The sequence below is a fragment of the Bradyrhizobium sp. 14AA genome (genome assembly GCF_054185205.1).
This window is the reverse complement of record NZ_JAVAYM010000006.1, coordinates 202,920-227,200: the sequence shown is the minus strand read 5'-3', so window position 1 is coordinate 227,200 and position 24,281 is coordinate 202,920. Positions and strand designations below refer to the sequence as shown.

The 24,281-nt window shown below is 64.4% G+C and carries 27 protein-coding genes and 1 pseudogene; 10 read left to right on the top strand and 18 right to left on the bottom strand.

Annotated features, from left to right (window positions below; genetic code table 11):
- Nucleotides 1–207: 207 nt before the first annotated feature.
- Genes tolB through tolQ form a run of 4 tightly spaced genes read right to left on the bottom strand, consistent with a single transcriptional unit; the run spans nucleotide 208 to nucleotide 3,772 of the window.
- On the bottom strand, nucleotides 208–1,557 hold the full coding sequence (gene tolB / locus RAD15_RS14300; RefSeq protein ID WP_458178583.1) for a Tol-Pal system beta propeller repeat protein TolB: 1,350 nt from the start codon (nucleotides 1,555–1,557) through the stop codon (nucleotides 208–210).
- A 41-nt stretch (nucleotides 1,558–1,598) separates the two neighbouring features.
- Nucleotides 1,599–2,555 carry a protein TolA gene (locus RAD15_RS14295; RefSeq protein ID WP_458178408.1) on the bottom strand — a complete coding sequence of 319 codons (957 nt, stop codon included), beginning with the start codon at nucleotides 2,553–2,555 and terminating at the stop codon, nucleotides 1,599–1,601.
- 4 nt (nucleotides 2,556–2,559) lie between these two features.
- Nucleotides 2,560–3,012 carry a protein TolR gene (tolR, locus tag RAD15_RS14290; protein ID WP_254116152.1) on the bottom strand — a complete coding sequence of 151 codons (453 nt, stop codon included), beginning with the start codon at nucleotides 3,010–3,012 and terminating at the stop codon, nucleotides 2,560–2,562.
- 43 nt (nucleotides 3,013–3,055) lie between these two features.
- Nucleotides 3,056–3,772 (bottom strand): protein TolQ, encoded by a 717-nt coding sequence (tolQ, locus tag RAD15_RS14285; RefSeq protein ID WP_018641591.1) that lies wholly within the window; start codon nucleotides 3,770–3,772, stop codon nucleotides 3,056–3,058.
- A gap of 636 nt (nucleotides 3,773–4,408) precedes the next feature.
- Between tolQ and ggt the strand changes: the two genes are divergently transcribed.
- Nucleotides 4,409–6,145 (top strand): gamma-glutamyltransferase, encoded by a 1,737-nt coding sequence (gene ggt / locus RAD15_RS14280; RefSeq protein ID WP_458178406.1) that lies wholly within the window; start codon nucleotides 4,409–4,411, stop codon nucleotides 6,143–6,145.
- Between the two features lie 288 nt (nucleotides 6,146–6,433).
- On the top strand, nucleotides 6,434–6,952 hold the full coding sequence (locus tag RAD15_RS14275; RefSeq protein WP_458178404.1) for a DUF2231 domain-containing protein: 519 nt from the start codon (nucleotides 6,434–6,436) through the stop codon (nucleotides 6,950–6,952).
- Nucleotides 6,953–6,967: 15 nt separating this feature from the next.
- Here RAD15_RS14275 and RAD15_RS14270 read toward each other — a convergent pair whose 3' ends face one another.
- The 9 genes and pseudogenes from RAD15_RS14270 to RAD15_RS14230 form a co-directional block, all read right to left on the bottom strand.
- Entirely contained in the window at nucleotides 6,968–7,735 is a 768-nt protein-coding gene (locus RAD15_RS14270) for a serine O-acetyltransferase (RefSeq protein WP_458178402.1), read from the bottom strand.
- Between the two features lie 42 nt (nucleotides 7,736–7,777).
- Nucleotides 7,778–7,927: a hypothetical protein gene (locus RAD15_RS14265; RefSeq protein WP_458178400.1), complete on the bottom strand. Its 150-nt coding sequence runs from the start codon at nucleotides 7,925–7,927 to the stop codon at nucleotides 7,778–7,780.
- Nucleotides 7,924–8,181 (bottom strand): hypothetical protein, encoded by a 258-nt coding sequence (locus RAD15_RS14260; RefSeq protein WP_458178398.1) that lies wholly within the window; start codon nucleotides 8,179–8,181, stop codon nucleotides 7,924–7,926. Before RAD15_RS14260 ends, RAD15_RS14265 begins: the two co-directional genes overlap by 4 nt.
- A 69-nt stretch (nucleotides 8,182–8,250) precedes the next feature.
- On the bottom strand, nucleotides 8,251–8,418 hold the full coding sequence (locus tag RAD15_RS14255) for a hypothetical protein (RefSeq protein WP_458178396.1): 168 nt from the start codon (nucleotides 8,416–8,418) through the stop codon (nucleotides 8,251–8,253).
- Between the two features lie 243 nt (nucleotides 8,419–8,661).
- A complete protein-coding gene (locus tag RAD15_RS14250) occupies nucleotides 8,662–9,153 on the bottom strand; it encodes a DUF2852 domain-containing protein (protein WP_458178394.1) in 492 nt (163 codons plus the stop codon).
- 121 nt (nucleotides 9,154–9,274) lie between these two features.
- The gene (locus RAD15_RS14245) at nucleotides 9,275–10,015 is read right to left on the bottom strand and encodes a TetR/AcrR family transcriptional regulator (protein ID WP_458178392.1); all 741 of its coding nucleotides are present in this window, start codon (nucleotides 10,013–10,015) and stop codon (nucleotides 9,275–9,277) included.
- A gap of 98 nt (nucleotides 10,016–10,113) precedes the next feature.
- Nucleotides 10,114–10,476 (bottom strand): hypothetical protein, encoded by a 363-nt coding sequence (locus RAD15_RS14240; protein ID WP_458178390.1) that lies wholly within the window; start codon nucleotides 10,474–10,476, stop codon nucleotides 10,114–10,116.
- Nucleotides 10,477–10,535: 59 nt separating this feature from the next.
- Nucleotides 10,536–10,939 (bottom strand): annotated as a pseudogene (locus tag RAD15_RS14235) (YciI family protein).
- A gap of 122 nt (nucleotides 10,940–11,061) precedes the next feature.
- Nucleotides 11,062–11,430, bottom strand: coding sequence for a nuclear transport factor 2 family protein (locus tag RAD15_RS14230; protein ID WP_458178388.1), 369 nt, complete (start codon nucleotides 11,428–11,430; stop codon nucleotides 11,062–11,064).
- A 335-nt stretch (nucleotides 11,431–11,765) separates the two neighbouring features.
- Between RAD15_RS14230 and RAD15_RS14225 the strand changes: the two genes are divergently transcribed.
- From RAD15_RS14225 to RAD15_RS14205, 5 genes are all read left to right on the top strand, one after another.
- Nucleotides 11,766–13,433 carry a methyl-accepting chemotaxis protein gene (locus tag RAD15_RS14225; RefSeq protein ID WP_458178581.1) on the top strand — a complete coding sequence of 556 codons (1,668 nt, stop codon included), beginning with the start codon at nucleotides 11,766–11,768 and terminating at the stop codon, nucleotides 13,431–13,433.
- Nucleotides 13,434–13,598: 165 nt separating this feature from the next.
- On the top strand, nucleotides 13,599–14,387 hold the full coding sequence (locus RAD15_RS14220) for an SDR family NAD(P)-dependent oxidoreductase (RefSeq protein ID WP_458178386.1): 789 nt from the start codon (nucleotides 13,599–13,601) through the stop codon (nucleotides 14,385–14,387).
- Nucleotides 14,388–14,395: 8 nt separating this feature from the next.
- The gene (locus RAD15_RS14215) at nucleotides 14,396–14,833 is read left to right on the top strand and encodes a hypothetical protein (RefSeq protein WP_458178384.1); all 438 of its coding nucleotides are present in this window, start codon (nucleotides 14,396–14,398) and stop codon (nucleotides 14,831–14,833) included.
- 291 nt (nucleotides 14,834–15,124) lie between these two features.
- Nucleotides 15,125–15,469, top strand: a complete 345-nt coding sequence (locus RAD15_RS14210) for a hypothetical protein (RefSeq protein WP_458178382.1) — start codon at nucleotides 15,125–15,127, stop codon at nucleotides 15,467–15,469.
- Between the two features lie 427 nt (nucleotides 15,470–15,896).
- Nucleotides 15,897–16,271, top strand: a complete 375-nt coding sequence (locus tag RAD15_RS14205; RefSeq protein WP_458178380.1) for a hypothetical protein — start codon at nucleotides 15,897–15,899, stop codon at nucleotides 16,269–16,271.
- A gap of 107 nt (nucleotides 16,272–16,378) precedes the next feature.
- On the opposite strand, the gene RAD15_RS14200 is transcribed toward RAD15_RS14205, so the two are convergent.
- From RAD15_RS14200 to RAD15_RS14185, 4 genes are all read right to left on the bottom strand, one after another.
- Nucleotides 16,379–16,792 carry a VOC family protein gene (locus RAD15_RS14200; protein ID WP_458178378.1) on the bottom strand — a complete coding sequence of 138 codons (414 nt, stop codon included), beginning with the start codon at nucleotides 16,790–16,792 and terminating at the stop codon, nucleotides 16,379–16,381.
- 62 nt (nucleotides 16,793–16,854) lie between these two features.
- Entirely contained in the window at nucleotides 16,855–17,391 is a 537-nt protein-coding gene (locus RAD15_RS14195; RefSeq protein ID WP_458178376.1) for an SRPBCC family protein, read from the bottom strand.
- Nucleotides 17,392–17,597: 206 nt separating this feature from the next.
- Nucleotides 17,598–18,902, bottom strand: coding sequence for an RNA polymerase sigma factor (locus RAD15_RS14190; RefSeq protein WP_458178374.1), 1,305 nt, complete (start codon nucleotides 18,900–18,902; stop codon nucleotides 17,598–17,600).
- Nucleotides 18,899–19,267: a YciI family protein gene (locus RAD15_RS14185; RefSeq protein ID WP_092293391.1), complete on the bottom strand. Its 369-nt coding sequence runs from the start codon at nucleotides 19,265–19,267 to the stop codon at nucleotides 18,899–18,901. The genes RAD15_RS14190 and RAD15_RS14185 overlap by 4 nt, the downstream gene beginning before the upstream one ends.
- 144 nt (nucleotides 19,268–19,411) lie before the next feature.
- Between RAD15_RS14185 and RAD15_RS14180 the strand changes: the two genes are divergently transcribed.
- Together RAD15_RS14180 and RAD15_RS14175 are read left to right on the top strand one after the other, a co-directional pair.
- Entirely contained in the window at nucleotides 19,412–20,377 is a 966-nt protein-coding gene (locus RAD15_RS14180) for a 2-hydroxyacid dehydrogenase (RefSeq protein ID WP_458178372.1), read from the top strand.
- Between the two features lie 272 nt (nucleotides 20,378–20,649).
- On the top strand, nucleotides 20,650–22,617 hold the full coding sequence (locus tag RAD15_RS14175; RefSeq protein WP_458178370.1) for a cache domain-containing protein: 1,968 nt from the start codon (nucleotides 20,650–20,652) through the stop codon (nucleotides 22,615–22,617).
- Between the two features lie 221 nt (nucleotides 22,618–22,838).
- On the opposite strand, the gene RAD15_RS14170 is transcribed toward RAD15_RS14175, so the two are convergent.
- On the bottom strand, nucleotides 22,839–23,483 hold the full coding sequence (locus tag RAD15_RS14170; protein WP_458178368.1) for a TetR/AcrR family transcriptional regulator: 645 nt from the start codon (nucleotides 23,481–23,483) through the stop codon (nucleotides 22,839–22,841).
- Nucleotides 23,484–23,588: 105 nt separating this feature from the next.
- On the opposite strand from RAD15_RS14170, the gene RAD15_RS14165 reads away from it, so the two are divergent.
- Complete coding sequence (locus tag RAD15_RS14165; protein WP_458178366.1) at nucleotides 23,589–24,233, top strand: glutathione binding-like protein; 645 nt, start codon at nucleotides 23,589–23,591, stop codon at nucleotides 24,231–24,233.
- Nucleotides 24,234–24,281: the final 48 nt, after the last annotated feature.

Below are 24,281 nucleotides of genomic sequence, written 5' to 3'. Positions count from 1 at the left end.
ACTTTTACCCAGCCCTGATGAAGCCTTTCTGAGGGAACATCGTTAAAGTCGGGTTGTTTTTCGGCAATAGCGAACCCATTTCCGCTGAAATATCAAGCAACTAGGCAAGGCTTGCCGGGCACAAGGTGAAGGAAAGCTTGCTTTGCGCAGCGAACCCGAAAAAATCGGCGCTTTTTTTCGGAAACATCGCAGCTCTGAACGCGCGATTTATTGGCCCGCAGTCGAGGACAATAGCGGCGACCATGCCGGGTCGGAGGCGAAGCCCGGCGTCGGCACCTTGAGCTCGTTGCGGCCGGAGATGTCGACGCTGTACAGCGACGGTCCGCCACTGCCGCCGGGATCGCGGAAGAACATCAGCACGCGGCCGTTCGGCGAGAAGGTCGGACCTTCATTGTGGAAGCCGGAGGTGAGCAGCCGCTCGCCGCTGCCGTCCGGCTTCATGACGCCGATCGAGAACTGCCCGCCGCCCTGCCTCGTAAACGCGATGTAGTCGCCCTTCGGCGACCACACCGGCGTCGAATAGCTGGCGTTGGTGTCGTCCTTGGAGAAGGAGATGCGCTGCGCCGCTCCCCCGCTCGCGGCCATCACGTAGATCTGCGACCGGCCGCCGCGATCGGATTCGAAGCAGATGCGGGTGCCGTCGGGCGAATAGGACGGCGAGGTGTCGATCGCCGGCGTGTCGGTGAGGCGCGTGGTCGAGCGCGAGCGCAGGTCCATCGCGAACAGGTTGGAGTTGCCGCCCTGCTGCAGGCTCATGATGACGCGCTGGCCGTCCGGCGAGAAGCGCGGCGCAAAGGTCATGCCGGGGAAGTTGCCGACGATCTCGCGCTGGCCGGTCTCGATGTTGAAGAGATAGACCTTCGGATCGCCCTGGCCGAACTCCATGTAGGTGATCTCTTGCGAGCTCGGCGAGAAGCGTGGCGTCAGCACGAGGTCGGAGCCGCGGGTCAGATAGCGCACATTGGCGCCGTCCTGGTCCATCATCGCGAGCCGCTTGACGCGGCGCTCCTTCGGCCCGCTCTCGTCGACGAACACGACGCGGCTGTCGAAATAGCCCTTCTCACCGGTCATCCGCTCGTAGATCTGGTCGGAGATGATGTGGGCGATGCGGCGCCAATATTCCGGCGAGGTGAAATATTGCTGTCCGGCGAGCTGCTGTCCGGAGACGACGTCCCACAGGCGGAATTCGGCCTTGAGCCTTCCGTCCGGCTGCCGCGTCATGCGGCCGGTGACGAGGGCCTGCGCATTGAGGGTCTTCCAGTTCTGGAATTGCGGCGCGACATCGATGTTGCTGATGCGCTCGATGAACGCGGCCTGGTCGATCGGCGCGAACAGACCCGAGCGCTTGAGATTGTTGGTGATGACCTGCGTGACACCGTTGCCGACGTCGCCGTCGGATGGCGAGCCCGGCACGAAACCGGTGATCGCGATCGGGATCGGCTGGAATTCGGTTGGATCGATGCGAAGGCGCCCCTGCTGGGCCTGGCCAAAAGCACGCCCGCTGCCGAGCATCGCGAGCGTCGATCCGGTCAGGGTCATGAAGCGGCGGCGGTTCATCGATCGGACGTCATTCATTGCAAAATTCTTTTGTTCGGATGTCACAACATATCTTTCAGGCCGAAAGTCATCGGAATGAGCTTCCAGCTCTCGTACTGCGGCTTCGGCATGAACGAATAGACCTGGCACTGCACGATGGCGCGCTTGGCGCTCTCGGCCACCGCCTGGGCGATCGAGCGCGACGGCCCCCTCACCGCGACGACGATGGGCTCGGATGCGAGGGATCCGTCGATCTTCATGGGAATGTCGATGTCGGCTTCGTACTGGTCTGCGTCCTGCCCGTTATAGGTGGGCGTGAAGCAGCGCTTGACGGCGCCCTGGAACGCACCGCGCCAGGTCGCAACGTTGTTTGCGGCAGTCCCGGTCGCCGCTCCCAGCGAGGCCGACGCATTCAGCGCCGAGCCGGTCTGCTCGTGCCGGGTTGCTGCGCGCTTGTCGAGGTCGCGCTGGATCTGCGCGGGATCGAAGCTGCGCTCCTTGGGTTTCGGCTGCTGCTGTGGCTGCACTGCGGCGACCTTCTGCTCCACGGGCTTCGGCGGCGGCTTCTTGGTGTCCAACTTCTTCTGGAGCTCGGCGATCGGATCTTCCTTGGCCGGATCAGGCTTCTTTTCCTGCGGCTTCGGCTCTTCCTTCGGCTTCGCCTCGGCGACGGGCTTGGGCGGCTCGGGCTTCTTCTCGACCGGTTTTTCGACGGGCTTTGGCGGCGGCTCGGGCGTCGAGTTGGTCTTGATCAGCTCTTTCTTCTCGGTGACCTTGCCGACCGCGTCTTCCTCGGGCTTGGCCTCCGCGATCTTCTCGACCTTGGGCTTCGGCTCTTTCTTGTCGCCGGTCTTCTGCCCCGACATCATCTGCGCGAGCTGATCGCTGGAGATGATGTCGACCGGAAGCGACTCCTCCGCGACGAAGGCCTTGCTGCTAAAGGTGACGAGGCCCCACCCCAGCACGAGGACATGGAGGGCAATCGACGCAACGAGTGTCTTGTCGACGTTCACCTTCACCGGTTTAGGACCCCTGATCCGCTTCCGTGACGAGGGCGAGCTTCTTGAATCCGGCGCCGGACAGCAGGCCCATCACCTTGGCCACCGTGCCGTAATCCGCCTTCTTGTCGGCGCGCAGATAGATGCGCTCCTCGAGCCCGCCGCGGGCGTCCGTGATCGCCTTCAGCTTCGGCACCAGCTCGTTGATCGCGATCTCGGCGTCGTTGATGAACACCTTGCCCTTGATGTCGACCGACATCTGGATCGGCTTCTGGTCGTTGTTTTCGAGGCTCTTGGCCTGGGTCTGCGGCAGGTCGAGCGGCACGCCGACCGTCAGCATCGGCGCCGACACCATGAAAATGATGAGCAGCACCAGCATCACGTCCACCATCGGCGTGACGTTGATCTCGGCCACGACGGGTTTGCGCCGGCCACGGCGCCCGCCGCCTCCGGACGAACTCGCAACGTTCATGGCCATGATCGCGTGCCCAAATTGCCCTTCACACTATACATGCCGTCCGTCAGCCCCGCTCGTCGATCTGGCGGGACAGAATGGCTGAAAATTCATCGGCGAAGCCCTCGAGCCGCTGGGCCTGCCGGTTCACCTCGGAGGTGAACTTATTGTAGAAAATAGTGGCAGGAATGGCAGCGATAAGGCCGACCGCGGTCGCAAACAGCGCCTCCGCGATGCCGGGGGCCACCACCGCCAGGGAGGTATTTTTCGACGCCGCGATCGACTGGAAGCTCGACATGATGCCCCAGACCGTGCCGAACAGGCCGACGAAGGGGCCGGCGGAACCGACGGTGGCGAGCACCAGAAGGCGGCGTTCCAGCCGCTCGACCTCGCGGGCGATCGAGACGTTCATGACCTTGTCGATGCGCATCTGGAGGCCCGCGACCGAGCGGGCGTGGCTCTCGAACGAGCGCTTCCACTCGCGCATCGCCGCGACGAAGCAGGCCGCCATGGAATGCGTCGGCTTGGCCGAAAGCGTGCGATAGAGCTCCTCGATCGACTCGCCGGACCAGAACGCCTGCTCGAAACGGTCCATGGAGCGGCGGGTGCGGGCGAACAGGAAGATCTTGTCGATGGCGATCGCCCAGACCCAGACCGAGCAGGACAGCAGTCCCAGCATCACCGCTTTCACGATCCAGTGAGCCTGCCAGAACAGCGCGATCAGCGACACGTCCGCGGAAGCGGCAACCGGGAGGGCTGACTGAGCCACGTCGGCCGGATTCATAAGCAGTATCCTCTCAAGGCGATCTCTAAACCTCATCTCCCGGCCAGCAAATGACCGCCGGTTCCCCAACCGCCGCGCAAACCGCGCGGCCGGCAAGCCCGCTCAAAGCCTTGTCTATCTGGGGTGCAGGGCTCGTCCAAAGCCGGCCGCCTGCATTCCCTGCCAAGATGTCAAAACTAAGGGGCCTAGACCCCAGGCCTTGACTTCGGGCTCCGGGCACGCCTGTCCGCACTTACCAGAGCCCGCCGATGGTTAATGCGGGGTTACCGGCAGCGAATTTGGCTGCGGGAACGGTAGTCCGTGCAGGGGGATGGCAACTGCGCGGCGTTGCTGGAGGCGGAAACTGCCAGCTCTGAGCAAGGACGGTTCCCTCCCCCCTTGCGGGGGAGGGTTAGGGAGAGGGGTGCCACACGGGGGTTCTCTCCATAAGGCGTCTCAAAGCGCGACGACGGACGCACCGTTTCCTGGGCCCCCCTCTCCCCCGCCCTCTCCCGCAAGGGGGAGGGAGCGCAGTGTGCGCCTTGGCCAACATCGCGCGTCACCACGTCCTAATGCTCCGTCGGTGGGCGCGAGCTGATAGGGTCCGTTCGCGGACAACAACGTGCCGACATCACCGGCCAGCCTGAGGAACTCCCCATGCCGAAACCACAAACAAATGTGCGGTGGATGACCGCCGCGGTCGTATCGATCTGCCTCGTCACATTCAGCCCCGCGCGCGCGGCATCGGTTGCGCCGGTCGCCGCGGAAAACGGTATGGTGGTGTCCGCGCAGCATCTGGCGACACAGGTGGGCGTTGAGGTGCTCAAGCGCGGCGGCAATGCCGTCGATGCTGCTGTGGCCGTAGGTTATGCCCTTGCCGTCGTCTATCCGGCGGCCGGCAATCTCGGCGGTGGCGGCTTCATGACGATTCAGCTCGCCGACGGCCGCAAGAGCTTCCTCGATTTCCGCGAGACGGCTCCCAAGGGAGCGACGGCCAATATGTATCTCGACAAGGACGGCAACGTCATCAAGGGCATCTCGACCAAGGGGCATCTGGCCGTGGGCGTGCCGGGGTCCGTCTCGGGTATGGAATATGCGCGCGAAAAATACGGCACCATGAAGCGCGCCGACCTGCTCGCTCCCGCGATCCAGCTCGCCGAACAGGGATTTGCGCTCGACCAGGGCGACATCGACCTGCTGCGCACGGCAACCGACGATTTCAAGGACGACCCGGCATCCAGCGCCATCTTCCTCAACAACGGCCAGCCATTCGGCGTGGGCGACCGGCTGGTGCAATCCGAGCTGGCGAAAACCCTGCGCGAGATCAGCAGCAAGGGCACCGACGGCTTCTACAAGGGTTGGGTCGGCAGCGCCATCGTGGCATCCAGCCAGGCCGGCAAAGGCCTGCTGACCCAGGACGACCTCGACGGCTACAAGACGCGCGAGCTCGCACCTGTCGAATGCGACTATCGCGGCTATCACGTGGTTTCCGCGCCGCCGCCGAGTTCGGGCGGCGTCATCATCTGCGAAATCCTGAATATCCTGGAAGGCTATCCGCTCAAGGAGCTGGGCTATCACTCCGCAGCTGCCATGCACGTGCAGATCGAAGCGATGCGGCACGCTTACGTGGACCGCAACAGCTATCTCGGCGATCCCGACTTCGTGAAGAATCCGCTCGACCGCCTGCTCGACAAGGCCTACGCGGCCAAGATCCGCGCCGTGATCGACCCGAACAAGGCCGGCGTCTCCAAGGACGTCAAGCCGGGCGTCGCGCCGCACGAGGGCAGCAACACCACGCATTATTCAATCGCGGACAAGGACGGCAACGCGGTGTCCGTCACCTACACGCTGAACGACTGGTTCGGCGCCAAGGTGACGGCGGCAAAGACCGGCGTGCTGCTCAATGATGAAATGGATGACTTCACCGCCAAGGTTGGCGTTCCGAACCTGTATGGGCTGGTGCAGGGTGAGGCCAACGCCATCGCGCCCGGCAAGCGGCCGCTCTCCTCGATGAGCCCGACCATCGTCAGCAAGGACGGCAAGCCGGTGATGGTGGTGGGCACGCCCGGCGGCAGCCGCATCATCACGGCCGTGCTGCAAACCATGATCAACGCCATCGACTACGGCATGAACGCGCAGGAAGCCGTCGACATGCCGCGCATCCACCAGCAGTGGCTGCCTGACCTGACCAATGTCGAGAACTACGCGCTGTCGCCGGACACGCGCAAGATTCTGGAGGGCATGGGCCACAAATTCGGGCCGCCGCAACCTGCGAACCATCTCGCGGTCATCATCGTCGGCGCGCCGTCGCTTGACGGCAAACAGGTCGGCAACAATCGTTACTACGGTGCGAACGATCCGCGCCGCAATAGCGGGCTGGCGGACGGGTATTGAGAGGCCTCGCAGGGTGGGCAAAGGCGCGAAGCGCCGTGCCCACCGCTTCTGTAGATGCGGTCGCGGTTGGCACGCTTCCGCCGTCGCTCTTCGAGCTATGGCGGACAAGTCGCCTTGCCCACCTTACGGGAGCACTGCGCGACCTGCGGCGAGATGGGCACCGGCTCAGCAGTATCGTCAAAGGGACGCCGCGCTGCATCCAGGGCACGAGAGTTCCGCCGTGCGACCGGAGGAACCTCCCCTCGCCCCAAAAATTGTCCCGAAAATCACTTTCGGCGAGGCTTTGCCATGAGCATCAACCCCAAGACGACCGCCGCCCTCGGCGATCATCCGCTCCACCCCATGATCATCCCGTTCCCCGTGGCGTTCCTGGTCGGCGCCCCCATCGCCGATCTGGCCTTCATCGGCACCGGCGACGGTTTCTGGGCCAGGGCCGCGATCTGGCTGATCGGCGCCGGCATCGTCATGGCGCTCGTGGCCGCCGCGGCCGGCTTTACCGACTTCCTCAATGAGCCCCGCATTCGCCGGCTCAACGATGCCTGGTACCACATGGTCGGCAATCTGGCGGCGGTCGTGCTGGCCCTGATCAATTTCTGTCTGCGCTACGCGCAGGGCGCGGAGGCTGCGATCAAACCATGGGGCGTGGTGCTGTCCCTGATCGTGGTCGGCATCCTGCTGTTCACGGGATGGAAGGGCTGGGAGATGGTCTACCGTCATCACGTCGCGGTGCTGGACGCGCCGGACCAGACCAGCTCGGAGCCGGTCACGCCGCATCATGGCGGCGAGAGCCACCGCCGCGCAGCCTGATGGAGTGATGACGCTTCAAGCCGCGGAGGCGGGCTCGGGGCAGTTGATCAACCGCGCGGGATTGCCGACCGCGGTGCAGCCCGCGGGAACGTCCGATGTCAGAAGCGTATCGGCGCCGATCTTTGCGAAATCACCGATGCTGATGTCGCCGAGAATGGTCGCGCCGCCGCCGATATAGACGCCGCGGCCGATGCGCGGTGAGCGCGTCGGCAGATCGCTATGACGGCCGATGCTGACGTTCTGGAGGATGGTGACGTCGTCGCCGATCACCACATTGGCGCCGATCACGATGCCCGTGGCGTGGTCGAGATAGACGGACGAGCCGATGCTGGCCGCCGGATGAATGCTGACCTGCAAGGTGTTCGAGGCTTCGTTCTGGAACAGCAACGCCGCATCAATCTGACCGCAATGCCAGAGCCAGTGCGAGACGCGCCAGGCCTGCAGTGCGACATAGCCCTTGTAATGCAGCAAGGGCGGCAGCAGCTCGGCGATGGCGGGATCGCGGAGTGCGATGGCCTGCAAGTCGCGGCTGGCGGTCTCGATCAGATCCGGCTGGCTGCGAAAGGCATCGCGGGCAAAGGACGTGAAGCGCGCGGGTTCAGTGGCACCGCTGCCAAGCCGCTGGCCGATCAGATCGGCAAGGGCCGCGGCAAAATCGTCATGAGCGAGAATGGCGCCGGCGAGCGCCTTGCCGAACACGGGGTCGGCGGCAGCGGCGCTCTCCGCCTCGCTGCGAAGCCTCCGCCAGAGGCTGTCGCTCGCCATGATCGCAGCTTCCGCCATTGTCGCCCCTCCGCCTGCGCTTGCGAATATAGGCGGTCCGGATCAAGGCGCCAGTGATGCCGGCGGGACGTAACGCCTCTCGGGGACGCGGCCTGACCGCGCCCGCTTGCGCAGGTTGAGCGCATACAGCCAGCCGCCACCTGCGACGAGGACCGGCAGGACATAAAGCGCGAAATCGCGGAGCAGGATCATGGGGCGAGGTCCGACTTGGCAAACTTGACCGCTCGCCTGAGCGCGAACGCGGCGAGTTGATAGAGGCCGAAGCTGAGAAAGACCTTCCAGGCATTGCCGACCACGAATTCGGGGTAGAACTTGATCTCGGTCGGCCAATGATTGAGGAACGCGATCGTCAGCGGAACATAATCCCCAAACCGATCGAACAGCGTCGACGCGCGCTCAAGCAGCGCAGTGTCCTGGTTGATCTGCTTGCGTTCGGCGTTCGTCATGGCCTTGCCCGTCGATGCACGCGGAAAACGCGCGCTCAGGGCTTAGTCGAGGCTCGCGGGAATCGGGTTCTATGGCACCTGCCCATGAGCATGGACCACGCCGCAAAAGGCGCGCCCACCGGGACAGGGACGAAAATGGCAATCGGGATCGGCTGCGCAGCTGCCATAGACGAGGCCGACATAGCCCAACACCGCAAACGCGGTCAGGCCAAGCAGCAGGCGGGTGTAGAGGTCCATACGCCTTAGTGTCGGTGAACCGCGCGCCGGTTCTGGAAGCCCCCGTCATGGCCGGGCAGAAGCGCGAAGACGCGCTTCTGCCCGGGCATGACGAGGATTGAGGCGTGTGGCGAAAACAAGAGCCCGCCAAAACCAAACCGCCCACCTGCGGGTTACGCAGGCGGGCGGCTTCGGGGCCATCAGGACTTTGGGGGCATGCGCCTGAAGGCTTTGAGATGTGCGAACCTTAGATCAGCCTTCAGATCAACCTTGCGGCTGGTCGGTCGGCGGCGGGGTCGGGCGCGTCTTGTGCTGGGCCATGAACTGGTCGAACTCTTCCTTGTCCTTGGCGTGACGCAGACGGTCGAGGAAGTTCTTGAACTCGACCTGCTCTTCCTCGAGCCGTTGCAGTGTCTCGGTGCGGTACTCGTCGAAGGCGCGGTTGCCGCTCGAGGGCGGGCCGAAGCCGAAGCCGAAACCGCGGCGCTCCATGCGGCCGCGCATGCGGTCCATCTTGTACTGCATCCGCTCCATCTTGCTCTGCCAGCGATCCTGATTGCTCCAGCACGACATTCTTCTGCTCCCGAGTGTGAAAAAGAGAAGGGCAAGTCCGATCGGCCACCAGATGATGAAGCCGAGGATGGTCACGGCGATCCAGCCGGGATGCCATGGCGTATCGAGCATGTGGGGGCGCTCGTACTGTTGCTGTTGGTCCGAGGGGCCGCGCCAGCGATTGACATCAGCGGTGTAGGCCATTTCCCATCTCCATCACGGCATCAGCGCCGTTGTGAATGTAAATAACATTTACATAGCTAGACCATCCGGCGATTTTGTCAAGCTGGCGGCCTGACAGGGTCTCGGAATTATTTGCGCAACTTTATTTCGGCTTGCCCCAGGGACCACCGGGGGGCACGCCAGAACCGGAGGGGACCTCCGGTGGCACCGGCGGCGGCTCGGCGCTTTTCGCAGGCGGACGGCGGTCGGTCGGGAAGCCGAGACCGCGCAGATAGATCAGCACCTCGGCCTCTAACAGCTCGTCCGGCGACATCGGCAATTTGCGTCGCGCGGCGTCGCCGCGGGAGAACAGCGAGGCCACGCCATGCGCCATCGACCAGATGTGCAGCGCCATCATCATCGCCGGCGGCCGCGGCGTGCCCGGAGGTGCGAGCGCCGCAAGCCGCTCGGCGGCTGCGCGAATGATGTTGAAGGCACGTTCGCTCGCGGCCTGGAGCGCCGGATTGGCATCGACCGGGACGCCCGACTCGAACATCGCGTTGTAGAAGGCGGGCTCTTCCCGCGCGAAGGCGAGATAGGCCTTGCCGACACGCTCGAAGGCGGTGACCGTATCGGGCCGCCCGTCATCCCAGGCCGCGGTCAGGCGCTGCTCGAACTGCTCGAAGCCGCGCTGGGCGATCGAGGACAACAGCTCGTCGCGGTCGCGGAAATGCCGGTAAGGCGCCGCAGCACTGACGCCGGCCATGCGCGCGGCATCGGCGAAGGTGAAGCCGGCCGCGCCCTTCTCGGCGATCAGCCCGAGAGCGGCCTGCAACAAGGCTTCCTTCAGATTGCCGTGGTGATAGCCGCGCTCGGCGCGGCGCTGCTCCTTGCGCCAGCTCATGTGAACGACCTTTACATGAGCCGGCCGTGAAGGTCACTAGCGCGGGCAGGATTTGATTAACCCGTATTTCCCGCAGGTCCCGGACGACGTCCGAAGGTCTAACCGCCGGGGATCGGCAAGACCGGCATGATCTCGACGCGTTCGCCGGGGAAGATCGCGAAGTGCGGGTGGTTCTCGAACATTTTGGCCGCCGCTTCATGGGACGCGGCGCGGACCACGGTGAAGGCGCCCATCTCGTTGGCGATATCGGCGACGCCTTTGCCATCGACCTTCTTGGTCTTGCCGAGCGGGCCGCCCATGGCCTGGATCGCGCCTTGATGCTTCTCGACCCAGCCCTTCCAGGCCGCCATGCCCTCCTGCTCCTTCGCCTTGCGCTCAGTCTCGGACATCGCGTTCCACGCGGCCCATTTCGGGCTGGTCTTGCTGCCGAGGAAAACGGCGAGATAGGTATCGGTGCTCATCGGTTCTCTCCTTGTTGATGGATGGTCGAAGCCGCGAAATTTTCCGCGGGTCCTTTCTGCTACGTCTTCAGGTCGCTGAAGCCGGCGGCGGCCGCCTGCACGTCAGGCGGAAAGTCGCTCATCTCCTGCACCTGGCGAATCTCGATGATCTCGTTCGGCGAGGCCGGGCACCGCTTGGCCCAGGCGATCGCCTCGGCGCGCGAGGCAACCTCGATCATCCAGTACCCGCCAAGGACTTCCTTGGCCTCGGCGAAGGGGCCGTCGGTCACAAGCGGCTCGCCGGCCGCAACGAGACGCGCGCGCCCATCGACGGCGGATGCAGGCCGTCGAGCGTGATCAGCACGCCGGCATCCTTCAGCGCCTCGTTGTAGCGCATCATGGCCGCGACGCGTTCGGGGTCGAGTTGAACGTCCGGCGGCGCGGTCTCGTAGCCGAGCGGGATCATCAGCATCATGAATCGCATGGCGGGTCCTTGCTTTCACCATCGGGCAGGCGCCAGAGCCGCCCGCCCTCACCTGCAAGACGAGCGGGAACCTCCCGAACCGACAACGCCAGAAAAATAATTCGGGAGGTTATCGCGCGGCGCTAGCGCGGCTGCGGCAGGAAACGACCGTCCTGCCGGGCTGCGCCGAAATAGACCTCGATGCGGCAGACCTTGCCCCCGGCCAGGGTGAAGAACTCGGTGTTACGAAAGCTCCTGCCATCTGTCGCCAGACAGCAATAGGTGACGAAGGCTTCTTCGCCACGGACGAAGATCCGCTCGATCTCATGACGCGCGATCCAGCCGGTATCCGTCCAGCAGCGCTCGAAATAGGTCGCCTTGTCGAGCTCGTCGTCGAACGGGCTCGTGAAGCGGAAATCGTCGGCGAGCGCATCACTCACCCGTTGGCGGTCATTGGCGAGATAGGCGGCAAACAGGTTCCGGATCACGCGCTCATTATTATCGTCAGGCATCGATCGTCTCCGAGAGAAGAAAATCCTGATGAAAGACGGTGCCGGCGCGGCTGCGCCGACATCAGCCGGAGTCGATTTGCGTCGCGCGCAAAAATTCCGATTGCTGATCCCGTATAGATACGGTGCGCATGCAGCGTCCGTATGAACTCAGCCGTGCATATGGGACCGGAATGCGCGCGAGCAGAGCAACATGCTCCATCACACGCGGAAATACGTAGCTAATGCAGGTTTATGCAACGGTTTACAGTTGCTCAACGCGGCCATGCAACTTTTTAGTGAGCGAGACGGTCGGCAATTTCGCCGATCCGCAGCCGGATCATCGCGCGGAGCATCACGTGTTCAATTTCAGCAGCAAAGCCAAAATCCAGCACGCATTGGCCGAGGTCGAGGCCATCGATCGATCGCAGGCCGTGATCGAGTTCGGTCTCGACGGCACCATCCTCGACGCCAACGAGAACCTCCTCAAGATGAGCGGCTACACGCTCGCCGAGATCAAGGGCCGGCATCACAGCATCTTCGTCGGCCCGGCCGAGCGCGAGAGCGCCCGCTATCGCGATTTCTGGGCCAGCCTGAACCGCGGCGAGTTCCAGACCACGCAATACAAGCGTTTCGGCAAGGGCGGGAAGGAAGTCTGGGTCCACGCCTCCTACGCGCCGCTGCGCGACAAGAGCGGCAAGGTGGTCAGATTCATCAAGTTCGCCACCGACATCACGGCGTACAAGATCAAGACCATGGAGGATTCCGGCAAGATCGCCGCGATCAATCGCGCACAGGCGGTGATCGAGTTCGACATGGACGGCACCATCGTCACCGCCAACGAGAATTTCCTCGGCGCGATGGGTTATTCGCTCGACGAGATCAAGGGCAAGCATCACAGCATGTTCGTGACATCGGAGGACCGCGCGAGCGCGGCCTATGCCGCGTTCTGGGCCAAGCTGAACCGCGGCGAGTTCGAGGCCGCCGAATACAAGCGGCTCGGCAAGGGGGCCAAGGAAATCTGGATTCTGGCGACCTACAACCCGATCCTCGACGAGACCGGCAAGCCGTTCAAGGTGGTGAAATTCGCGACCGACGTCACCGCGCAGAAGATGAAGGCGGCCGACAATGACGGCCAGCTCGCCGCGATCCAGAAATCGCAGGCCGTCATCGAGTTCAACATGGACGGCACGATCCGCACCGCCAACGAGAACTTTTTGAAGGCGTTGGGCTATTCGCTGGCCGAGATCAAGGGGCAGCACCACTCCATGTTCGTCGAGCCGAACGAGAAGAATTCGGCCGCCTACCGCGAGTTCTGGGAGACGCTCAATCGCGGCCAATACCAGGCCGCCGAATACAAGCGCATCGCCAAGGGCGGCCGCGAGATCTGGATCCAGGCGTCCTACAACCCGATCTTCGACCTCAACGGCAAGCCGTACAAGGTGGTGAAATACGCCACCGACATCACCGCGCAGGCGATCGGGCGCAAGAAGGCCGACAATGCGCGCGGGCTGATCGAGGCGGTCGCCGCCGGCAGCGAAGAGATGACCGCCTCGATCCGCGAGATTTCCGAGACCATGGCGAAGTCGCGCGAGACGTCCAAGGCCGCGACGACCAGGGTCGAATCCGCCGACCTCCAGGCCCAGAAACTGACCGCGGCCGCGCAGGCCATGACCGGCATCGTCGAGATGATCTCCGGCATCACCAGCCAGATCAATCTGCTCGCGCTCAACGCCACGATCGAATCGGCCCGCGCGGGCGAAGCCGGCCGGGGCTTTGCCGTGGTCGCCTCCGAAGTGAAGAACCTCGCCGGCCAGGCCAAGCAGGCAACCGATACGATCACGACCGAAATCGGCGCGCTGAACACCATCTCCGGCGACGTCGCGAACTCCCTGACCGCGATCAAGGCCGCGATCGCCGGCGTCAACGAGTTCATCGCCTCCACCGCCGCCGCGGTCGAGGAGCAGACCATCGTGACGGCGGACATGTCGGCCAACATGCAGCGCGCATCGGCGGAGCTGGCGTAGGCTCTCGCTCCATCATTATCCCCGTCATCCCCGCGCCCGCGAAGCGGTTGCGCGGGGATGACGGAGATAGGCTGTCGAGCGCTCTTCTTGCCAGGACGAAAGCGAAGTAAAAGGCGCTGAGCCGCCCCTGCGGCTTTCGTTTCCGCCAGAAGGACAAACCAGCCCATGCCGCAAGCCCCGCAAAAAGTCGCCCTCGTCACCGGAGCCGCGCGCGGCATCGGGCTGGCGACCGCCAGGAAGTTTCTCGCCGAGGGCTGGCGCGTGGCGCTGCTCGACATCGAGGGCGAATTGCTTGGCCGCGCCGTCGCGGAGATCGACCAAGGCGAGATGACGCTGGCGCTGACCTGCGACGTCTCGGACGCGATCGCGGTCGGCGCCGCGATGACGGCGGTCGAGCGGCGGTTCGGCCGGCTCGATGCGCTCATCAACAATGCCGGCATTGCGGTGTTCGCGCCGCTGATGGAGACGTCGGATGCCGACTGGCGCCGCGTGCTCGAGGTCAACCTCACCGGCCCTTTCCTCTGCACCAAGGCCGCAGTGCCATTGATGCGCGACAGCGATGGCGGCGCCATCGTCAACATCACCTCGATCTCGGCGGTACGCGCCTCGACGTTGCGCTCGGCCTACGGCACCAGCAAAGCGGGGCTCGCGCACCTCACCAAGCAGCTCGCGGTCGAGCTCGCCTCGCTCAACATCCGTGTCAATGCCGTCGCGCCGGGGCCGGTCGACACCGCGATGGCGAAGCAGGTGCACACCAGGGAGATCCGCGCGGACTATCACGACGCCATTCCGCTCAACCGCTACGGCCTCGAAGAGGAACTCGCGGAGGCGATCTACTTCCTCTGCTCGGAACGATCGAGCTACATCACCGGTCAAATTTTGGCCGTTGATGGCGGGTTCGATGCGGCGGGTATCGGCCTGCCGACGCTGCGCGGGCAAAGGCGGAACGGGTAGGAGTCTCCATGCAACGCACCGCTTTCGTCACCATCACGATGCTTGCGGCCGCGTTGCTTGCAGCGACACCGGCGAGAGCCGAGATCCGCATCATCCAGTCGCCCGGCGGACAGGTCGGGCCGTTCCTCGACCTGTTCGAGAAGGTGCGCGAGACCGGCGATCGCGTGGTGATCGACGGACCCTGCCTGTCCGCCTGCACGCTGGTGCTGAGCATCGTGCCGGGCGACCGCATCTGCGTCACCAAGCGCGCCGTGCTCGGCTTCCATGCGGCGCGCTCGGTGGACCGGCGCGGACGCTTCTATGCCGAGCCGGAGGCATCCGACGCGGTGCTTGCCGCTTATCCCGGTCCGGTGCGCGACTGGATCAGCCGCCGCGGCGGTCTCAGCTCGCGCCTGCTGTTGCTGAAGGGGCGCGATCTCGCCGCGATCTATCCGCGCTGCCGGTGAGGTTTCGACCGCCGGCAGCATCTGACGGCGATCCATCCGCCCGCTGTCCGACGAATAGGCAGTTTCGCGACATTCCGGCTCTGCGGATCGTGAATCCGCTCAACCGCTTCGCAATGCCTGCCCAATTTACGCGGTTCCCGACCTTTCTCGACCGGCTATGATGGTCGCCTGCAGAGTGAGGCTGCTCCGGGGGTCGCGACGGCCGCGGGTCGTCACAATCCCGGCAATGGTCGCAGACCAGGATGGTTCCGCTTTTTTCGAGATCAGTCATTTTCAAACGACTCGCATGCCATGCAGCCCATTGATTTTCGCTACCGCCTGTCGGACCAGGGACGAATCGTCCTTGGCCGACTGAGCTCCGAAGAAACCGTCGAATTCGAAGTGCTGTCGCGGCGTGATCGCGAGGGCCTGATGGACCTGCCGTCCGAGCTGCGGCTGCTCGAGCTCTATGTGAAGTACGTCGGCTCGGGCACGGAGGCGGCGCGCGCGCCGCCGAAGCCCGCCTGGAACATGAGCGAACCGCTGCGACTGCGGAGACCGCCGAACTCACGGATGGCGCGACCGCGCTACTACATCGTCTCGATGATCGTGATCGCGAGCGTCAGCTTTACGCTCATCGCACTGCTCGTGAGCTAGCAAGCAACCGCGCCGGTCAAAATGCGCCGGTCACGCGCTTGGTCGGTCTAAAAGACCCACTGGATCATCTGCGCCACTTCCATGCTCGCGCAGATGAGCATACCCCAAAGTGCAAAGTTGATCTGTAGCGCCGCCGCCATCGGTCGCTCCCCTTCCAAGTCCGCCCGCCCCATTTTGTAGAATTTATGAATAAATGATTAGCGATTTTGACGCGCAGTTCACAGCCTAATCTTGCGCCAATTGTTGTGCGATGCAGTCCGCATCATTTTCACGAAGCGGCCTCACTGCTCTCGCAATGTGATGCGAGAGCGGGAGTCATATTCAGCCGAGCCGGCCATGTCGTTTCCCTTAAGTTCCATTTGACCGACGCGATGCGAATCTTCCCGCGTGGATTTTTGCGTGTCGCGTACCGCACCAAGGGTCCGGCATGATGCGACACTGCCTTTTCTTGCTCACTTTTTGCGCAGCGCTCATCGGATGCGCGGTCGCGCCTGCGCAGGAACGCCGTCCGATCGCATGGGACGGACTCGGCAAAGATCCGAACAGAGCCCTGAGCAAGTCGCCGAACCGTCTGTCTGTCACAAAGCCCCCCGCGCCGAATCAGGCACCTGCCGCGAGCGAGCGCAATCAGGAGCGGGAAAAAGTGCTCGGCACCTTGCGCCCGTATTCCGAGGCATGGTGGGCGGTTCATGACGAAATCGAAGCGGAGAATGACAGACAGCTCGGCGCGAAGCTCGTGATCTGCCCGCGCTGCGTTCAGTCGTCCCCGCCAGCTGAGGACGTGACCGGATCGATCCGGTGAGAGAGCAAACGGCCGATCGGCGCAGGATGTGATGGCCTCATGCGCATCCCTCTCCCGCAACGAAGGGGAGAGGGAACGCCAGTCGGTGCGTCAGACGGTCGCGCCCGTCACGTCCCTTCCGCCGGGCAGTTCACCATCCAGGGAATGCCGAACTTGTCGACGCACATGCCGAAGCCCTTGGCCCAGAACGTCTTGCTGAAGGGCATGGTGACGGTGCCGCCGTCTGCGAGCGCGTTGAACTTGCGCTCGCCGTCCGCGGGGTCCGTGACCGTGAACGAGATCGAAAATCCTTGCGGCTTGTGGAAATGCTCGGCCGGCACGTCGGAGGCCATCAACACGCTGCCGCCGGGCAGCGACATCCGCGCATGCATGACGGTCTTTTCGCGGCCCGGTGCGCCCGGCATGTCCGGCGGCGCGTCGGAAACGCGCATCATGGTGTCGATCTTGCCGCCGAGAACCTTGGCGTAATAGTTGAACGCCGCTTCGCAGGTGTCCTGATAGAACAGATAGGGATTGAGCATCGTTTCTCTCCTCTTCACTTTCCGTCTTATTTCCTTTTTCATTTCCTTGGGCAGCGGAACCGCTACTTCTCCGTCAGCTTCTTCAGGCTGGCGAGACCGGCTTCGAAATCCTTGCCGATCATGCTGTCCATGTTGATGAACACCTGCATGATCTTGGACATGAACGGGGCCGGACCGTGCATTGCCCAAGTGACCAGTGTGGCATCACCTTGCGGCACAAAGGTGAATTCGGCGGTGTTGTGGCCTTCGAACGGCCGCTCGAAATCGAGCTTGATGCGGAGCTTTGAGGCCGCATTCGCCTCGAGGATCTCCATGTGGCCGGCGCCGACATTGTTGTTGCCGTCCCAGGCGTAGGTCGCGCCCTTGCCTGCCGCGGCTCCGCCATAGGTGCGCTTCATGGCGGGATCGCGGTTCTCATAGGGCGACCAGCCGGTCCAGAAGTGGAAATCGGAAACGAGTGGATAGATCGCTGCGGCCGGCGCCTTCACCGCGAGGCTCCGCTCGACGCGAAAGGTGTCGGGTTTCGTCAGGGCGAAGGCGAGGACGCCCACAATTCCAACGGCAAGCACGATGGCGATGACGGCAATGGCTTTCAGCATGAATGACTCCCTGGATACGGAGTTAAGACGAAGGGGATGGGCCCGGGCCGACAATTGACGAAATGAAATTTTCGATCGTCATTCCGGGATGGTCCGAAGGACCAGACCTCAGGTGCGCAATTGCGCACCGGGGAATCTCGAGATTCTCAGGTGCGCAATCGCGCACCATAATTCACCCTTCGGGTGCCCCGGAATGACAGATGGCCCTACTTCGCCTTCGCACTCTGCTTCGCGCCTCCGTTGCCACCCTGCTTCGGCTGGCTGTCGCGGATCAGGCGATCGATGTGCATGCGGATGTGGGCGGCCTCCGCGGACGTGTTGGCAAGCGCGATGGCGCGGTCGAAGGCGATTCGGGCTTCGTCGTTGCGGCCAAGCTGCATCAGGAAGGCGCCGCGCACACCGTAGAAATGGAAGTAATTGGCGAGTTTAGGCGCCAGCGGCTCGATCAGCTCGAGCGCGGCTTGCGGCCCACGCACCTTGGAGACCGCGACGGCCCGGTTAAGCGTCACCACCGGCGAGGGCTGCATCAGTTCCAGCGCGCCATAGAGCAGGTCGATCTGGGCCCAGTCGGTCTCCTCCGGCGCCGAAGCGCGCGCGTGCAGCGCGGCGATGGCGGCCTGGATCTGATAGGGCCCGCTGCGGCGATGGCGCATCGCCTTGTCGATCAAAGCGAGGCCTTCCGCGATCATGGTGCCGTTCCACAGCGAGCGGTCCTGGTCTTCCAGCAGGATGAGCGAGCCGTCTTCGGCAAAGCGCGCGGCGCTGCGCGCATGCTGCAACAGCAGGAGCGCCGCGAGCCCCATGATCTCCGGCTCGCTCTGGAACAGCCGCAGCAGCAGCCGCGCCAGCCGGATCGCCTCCTCGCAGAGCGGCTTCCTGATCTCGGCGGTGTCGCCGCTCGCCGAATACCCCTCGTTGAAGATCAGGTAAATCATCGCGGCGACGCCGGCGAGCCGCTCGGAGCGCTCGATCGCGCCCGGCGCCTCGAACGGCGTCCCCGCCTCCGCGACTTTCGCCTTGGCGCGGGTGATGCGCTGCTCCATCGCAGCGTCAGAGACCAGAAAGGCGCGCGCGATCTGCTTCACCGTGAGGCCGGAGACGATGCGCAGCGCCAGCGCGATCTGCTGCGTCGCCGGCAGCTGCGGGTGGCAGCAGATGAACATCAGCCGCAAGATATCGTCGCGGTAGTGGGAGCCATCGAGCCGCTCGGCGAGCGCGCCCTCGGCGTCGTCGAGATCGGAGATCGCCTGGTCGTCCTCCGGCAGCGGTTGCTGCTTGCGCGTGCGGCGCACCTCGTCGATCGCGACGTTGCGGCCGACCATGATCAGCCAGGCCGCGGGATCGCGCGGCGGCCCGTTCTGCGGCCAGGTCTTGAGCGCACGCAGGCAGGCATTCTGAAATGCCTCCTCGGCTGTATCGAGATCGCGGAAATAGCGCAACAGCGCGCCGACCGCCTGGGGTCGCGCCGAGGTCAGCGCGGTCTCGATCCAGGCGGTGTCGGTGTCGCTCACGCCGAAATTCCTCCGGGCCGGAACACGCCGACGGGACGCACCTCATAGGCGCCGCCGGGATTGGCTGCGCCGAGATCGCGCGCGACATCGAGCGCATCGTCCAGATTCTTGCAGTCGACGATGTAGAAGCCGAGCAGCTGCTCCTTGGTCTCGGCATAGGGACCGTCGAGCACCAGCGGCGGATCTTCCTTGCGCAGCGTCGCCGCCGCGGTCGTCGGCAGCAGCCGCGCCACCGGGCCGAGCCGGCCCTGCTGGGTGAGCTTCTCCTGCACCACGGCGAGCTTCTTCATCACGGCCTCGTCCTGGTCCTTGCTCCAGGAGCCGACGAAGTCTTCATCGTGATAGCAAAGGATCGCATAAAGCATGGGCAGCACCTTCCCCGAACTCTTGTTTTGAAGACGATCCACTATGCCCCGCCCCGACAGGGCTGCGGAAAGATTTTGCAAGAAAAATCCGGCAGATCGTGCCAAGGAGGGGCACCAAAAACGGAACCTTATGAGGCACTTCGAATGACCGCGGGCATACTGGCCGTCCTGATCAACAGCACCCAGCAGAACTGGCTGCCCGAGCGCTGGAAGGCACGGTTCGACGCTGTCTGCGGCGGCCGCCGCGTGGTGCTGCTGCCGGATTCCGGGATCGATCCGGCCGAGGTCCACTACGCCGCGGTGTGGAAGCCGGTGCCGGGCGACCTCGGCGCATTCCCCAATCTGCGTGCGATCTTCAATCTGGGCGCGGGTGTCGACGCGCTGATGGCGGACAAGAGCCTGCCCGGCGTGCCGCTGGTCCGCGTGGCGGTGCCCGACCTGACCGGCCGCATGACCGAGTACGTCGTGCAGCACGTGCTGATGCACCACCGCCAGGAGCTTTACCTGCGCGACTCGCAGCGCGCAAAACGCTGGGAGCCGAAATATCAGTGGCCGGCGAGCGCCGTCACCGTCGGAATCATGGGACTGGGCACGCTCGGGGCCGACGCGGCCGAGGTGCTGCGCCGGCTCGGTTTCCGCGTGGTCGGCTGGAGCCGCAGCCCGCGCAGCATCGAAGGCATCGAATGCTTCCACGGCGCCGCCGGGATGGATGCGTTCCTGCGCGCGACCGACATCCTCGTCTCACTGCTGCCGCTGACGCCTGACACGAACGGCATCCTCAACCGCGACGTCTTCACCAAGCTCAACCGCAAGGGTCCGTTCGGCGCGCCCGTGCTGATCAATGCCGGCCGCGGCGGCCTTCAGAACGAGGCGGACATCCTGGCCTGCCTCGACGACGGCACGCTGGGCGCCGTCTCGCTCGACGTCTTCGTGCAGGAACCGCAGCCAGCCGACAGCCGCTTCTGGACCCACCCGAAGGTGCTGCTGACCCCGCACAATGCCGCCGACACCGACGCGGATGCGATCTCGGCCTATGTCGCCGAGCAGATCGCGCGGTTCGAGGCCGGCGGCGCGCTGGAGAATGTGGTGGATCGTGCGCGGGGGTACTGAGGCGCTCCATCCCCGGTGTCGTCCTGGCGAAAGCCAGGACCCATTACCCAGGGAGCAGTCGTGGTGCGAGGTGGCAACCACGAGTCTTCGCCAAACTGCGTCCGGTGGTTATGGGTCCTGGCTTTCGCCAGGACGACATCGGAGTTTTTGGCACGCGCCCACCGTTTCACTCGCACCTCTCCTACAACCACCCCGCTCCCCCGCCCCGTTCACCCTCTCTTAGCGGGAATTTGATAGGCGTTCTTAACCAACGCTCAAAGAACGAGTCGGACATGCGGGCGAGCCTCGGCCTCAGGATGCGGATCACGGTTGCGCTGGCGGTGACGGCGGCGGCGACCGCGCTGTTTGCCGTGCTCGGCGCGATGTGGATCATTGCGGGGATCATCGACCGCGCCGACCAGCGCGAGCTGCGCAGCCATTACGATGCGCTGCTGTCGCGGATCGCCGAAGAGTCCCGCCGTGCCGCCGCCATGAGCACGGTGGTGGCCGCGATGCCGGCGACGCAGGACGCGATGGCGAAGCAGGACCGCAATGCCTTGGTGGGCCTGTTCGGGCCGGTCTTTGCCGCCACCAAATCGGAATATGGCGTCGAGCAGTTTCAGTTCCATACGCCGCCCGCGACGTCATTCCTGCGCGTGCATCAGCCGGCGAAGTTCGGCGACGACCTCTCCGGCTTCCGCAAGACCGTCGTCGTCGCCAACCAGGACCGCAAGGTCGTGGTCGGGCTCGAAGGCGGCGTGGCCGGGCTCGGGATTCGCGGCGTGGTGCCAATCGCGCAGGGGGATAAGCATCTCGGCTCGGTGGAATTCGGCCTGACTTTCGGCCAGTCCTTCCTCGACGACTTCAAGGCCAACCGCCATGTCGATGTTGCCTTCCATCTCGCGGACGGCTCGGGCTTCAAGCTGTTCGGCGGTACGCTGAAGGGCAAGAGCTTCTTCGACGCTGTTGATTACGGCCGCGCCACCGGCGGCGATGTCACGGTGCGGCAGGCCAAGCTCGACTCCACGCCGGTCGCCGCACTGCTCGGACCGATCAAGGATTTTTCCGGCAAGCCGCTCGGCGCGGTCGAGCTGGTGATGGACAATGCCGATTACGAGGCTTCTGCCGACCGCGCCTGGATGCTCGCGATCGGAATTGCGGCGCTCGGGCTCGTGCTGGCCGGGATCGTCGGCTATCTCATCGCCCGCAGCATCTCGCGGCCGATCCTGTCGATCACGAATGTCATGCGCGAGCTCGCTGACGGGCGGCTCGACGTTGAAGTGCCCACCAGCAGGGCGAACGACGAAGTCGGCGCGATGGTGAAGGCGGTCGCCGTATTCCGCGACAATGCGGTGAACTTTGGCAAGCTCCAGGCCGATCAGCTCGAGGCCAAGGCGCAGTCCGAGGCGGAGAAGCGTCGCGCCTTCGCCGCGCTCGCCGACAATTTCGAAGCCAGCATCCGCGACGTCGTCACCACGGTGTCCGCGGCCGCGGTCGAGATGGAGCATACGGCGCGCTCGATGTCGGCCATCGTCGCGAAATCGCGCGAGCAGACCCGCACGGTGTCGTCGGCCTCGGCGCTGGCCTCGGAGAACGTGCAGACGGTCGCGGCCGCCGCGGAAGAACTGTCCTCGTCGATGACCGAGATCGGCCGTCGCCTTGCGCACGCCACCGAGGTGGTCGGCAAAGCCGCGAGCGACGGACGGCAGTCGAACGCACGCGTGCAGAGCCTGGCCGATGCCGCGCAAAAGATCGGCGACGTCGTCTCCTTCATCAACGGCATCGCCGGACAAACCAACCTGCTCGCCCTCAACGCGACCATCGAAGCGGCGCGCGCGGGCGAAGCCGGCCGCGGCTTTGCCGTGGTGGCGTCAGAAGTGAAGGCGCTGGCAACCCAGACCGCGAAAGCGACGGAAGAAATCGGCGCGCAGGTCACGGCCGTGCAGGGCGAGACATCCGGCGCGGTGGACGGCATCCAGTCGATTTGCGCGACGATCCAGCAAGTCGACGAAATCTCCGCCGCGATCGCCGCCGCCGTCGGCCAGCAGGGCACGGCAACGCAGGAGATCGCGCAGAACGTTCAGCAGGCCGCCGCCCGCACCGGCGAAGTCTCGCAGAACATCGCGGGCGTCACCGACGGCATCGCTGCGACAGGAACGGCGGCCGAGGAAGTGCTGGGTTCGGCGATCGAGCTGTCGAAGCAGTCGCAACGGCTGCGGGACGAGGTGGACCGTTTCCTGGCGCAGATCCGCGCGGCGTAAGCGGGGCGCGAGATAGCGCCAAATCCTCGGTGTCGTCCTAGCCTAGTGCGCAATTGCGCACGGGAGCCAGGACCCATTAGCCCAGGGAGAAGTTGCGGCGCTAAGCCGGCAACCACGAATCTTCGCCAAACGACATTCGGTGGCTATGGGTCCTGGATCTGCGCTCCGCTCCAGACGACGCTACGCGTTGTCGGGAGCTGCGCTTGTCCAGGACGACAGCTTTAGTTCTTGGCCCCCACCATCACATCAATCGCGCCCTTCACGATCGCCTCGAGTTCCTTGCGCGGGACGCGGGTGCGCGAGCGGATGGCGATGGTGTGGACGGTGGCGGAGGCGAGCTGCGCCAGCACGGTGGGATCGGCGCTCTCGGGCAGTTCGCCGTTCTCCCTGGCGCGGCGGAAGCAGCTGGCAAATGCCTTGTCGAGCTCGGTGAGGCCGTCGAGCACCATGGCGCGGATCTCGGGATCGCTCACCGCCTCGGATGCCGCGGTCACCACCGTGAAGCAGCCGCGCGGGCCGGTCTCGCCGGAGAGATAGATGTTGAGCGCGGAGGCGAAGATGCGCTCCAGCCGCTGGCGCACCGGCATCTCCTGGCGAAAGATCTCCACCATCGATGCGCGCGCTTCCTCGCGGTAGCGCTGATAGCTCTTGATGTAGAGTTCGCGCTTGTCGCCGAAGGCGCCGTAGAGACTCGGCCGGTTCATGCCGGTCGCCTCGCTCAAATCGTCGAGCGAGGTCGCGGCAAAGCCCTGCCTGCGGAACAGGTCGAGCGCCTTGCCGAGCGCGACATCGGGCTCATAGGCGCGCGGACGGCCCCGGCGCTTCGGTTCATTGGCAGCAGCTGGCGGCTTTGATTTTTGTACCATTTCGCAAAATAATCCTTGACCGACCTTATATTATGCAAGACAGTACAAAAATCAATCTGGCCAGATTGAGCGAAACCTCAAGAGAATTGCCCAAGGAGGCCCAAGATGGATCTTTATTTCTCGCCGCTCGCCTGTTCGATGGCGACCCGCGTCGCGCTGTATGAAGCGGGCGCCGAGGCGAATTATCTCGAAGTCGATCCGCCGACCAAGACCGTGCTGAACGACGGCTCCGACTTCCGCGCCGTCAACCCGATCGGCCTGGTGCCGACGCTGCGTACCGACGAGGGCGTGGTGCTGACGGAGAATGCAGCGATCCTGCAATACGTCGCCGACCGCTTCCCGCAATCCGGCCTCGGCGCGGCGCAAGGCATCGACCGCACGCGGCTGCACCAATGGCTGTGCTTCATCGGCACCGAGCTGCACAAGGGCCTCTTCATCCCCCTGCTCGACCGCAAGGCGCCGCAGGAGACCAAGGCCTATGCGCTGGAGAAGAACCTGTCGCGGCTCGACTATCTCGACAACTATCTGAAGGGGCGCGACTTCCTGCTCGACCATTTCAGCGTGGCCGATGCCTATCTCGTCACCGTCATCAACTGGACCATGGCGACGCCGCCGATCGAGCTTGCGAAATGGCCGAACGTGAAGGCCTATTACGAGCGCCTGCGCCAACGGTCGTCAGTCGCGAAGGCGATCGCGGAGGAGTTCGAGCTGTACAAAGCCGAGCTCGCGCGGAAGAAGGCGGCGGCCTAGACGCGTTTCCGAGCGAAGACGCGTCGGAAACAAGACGTCGTCCCGGCG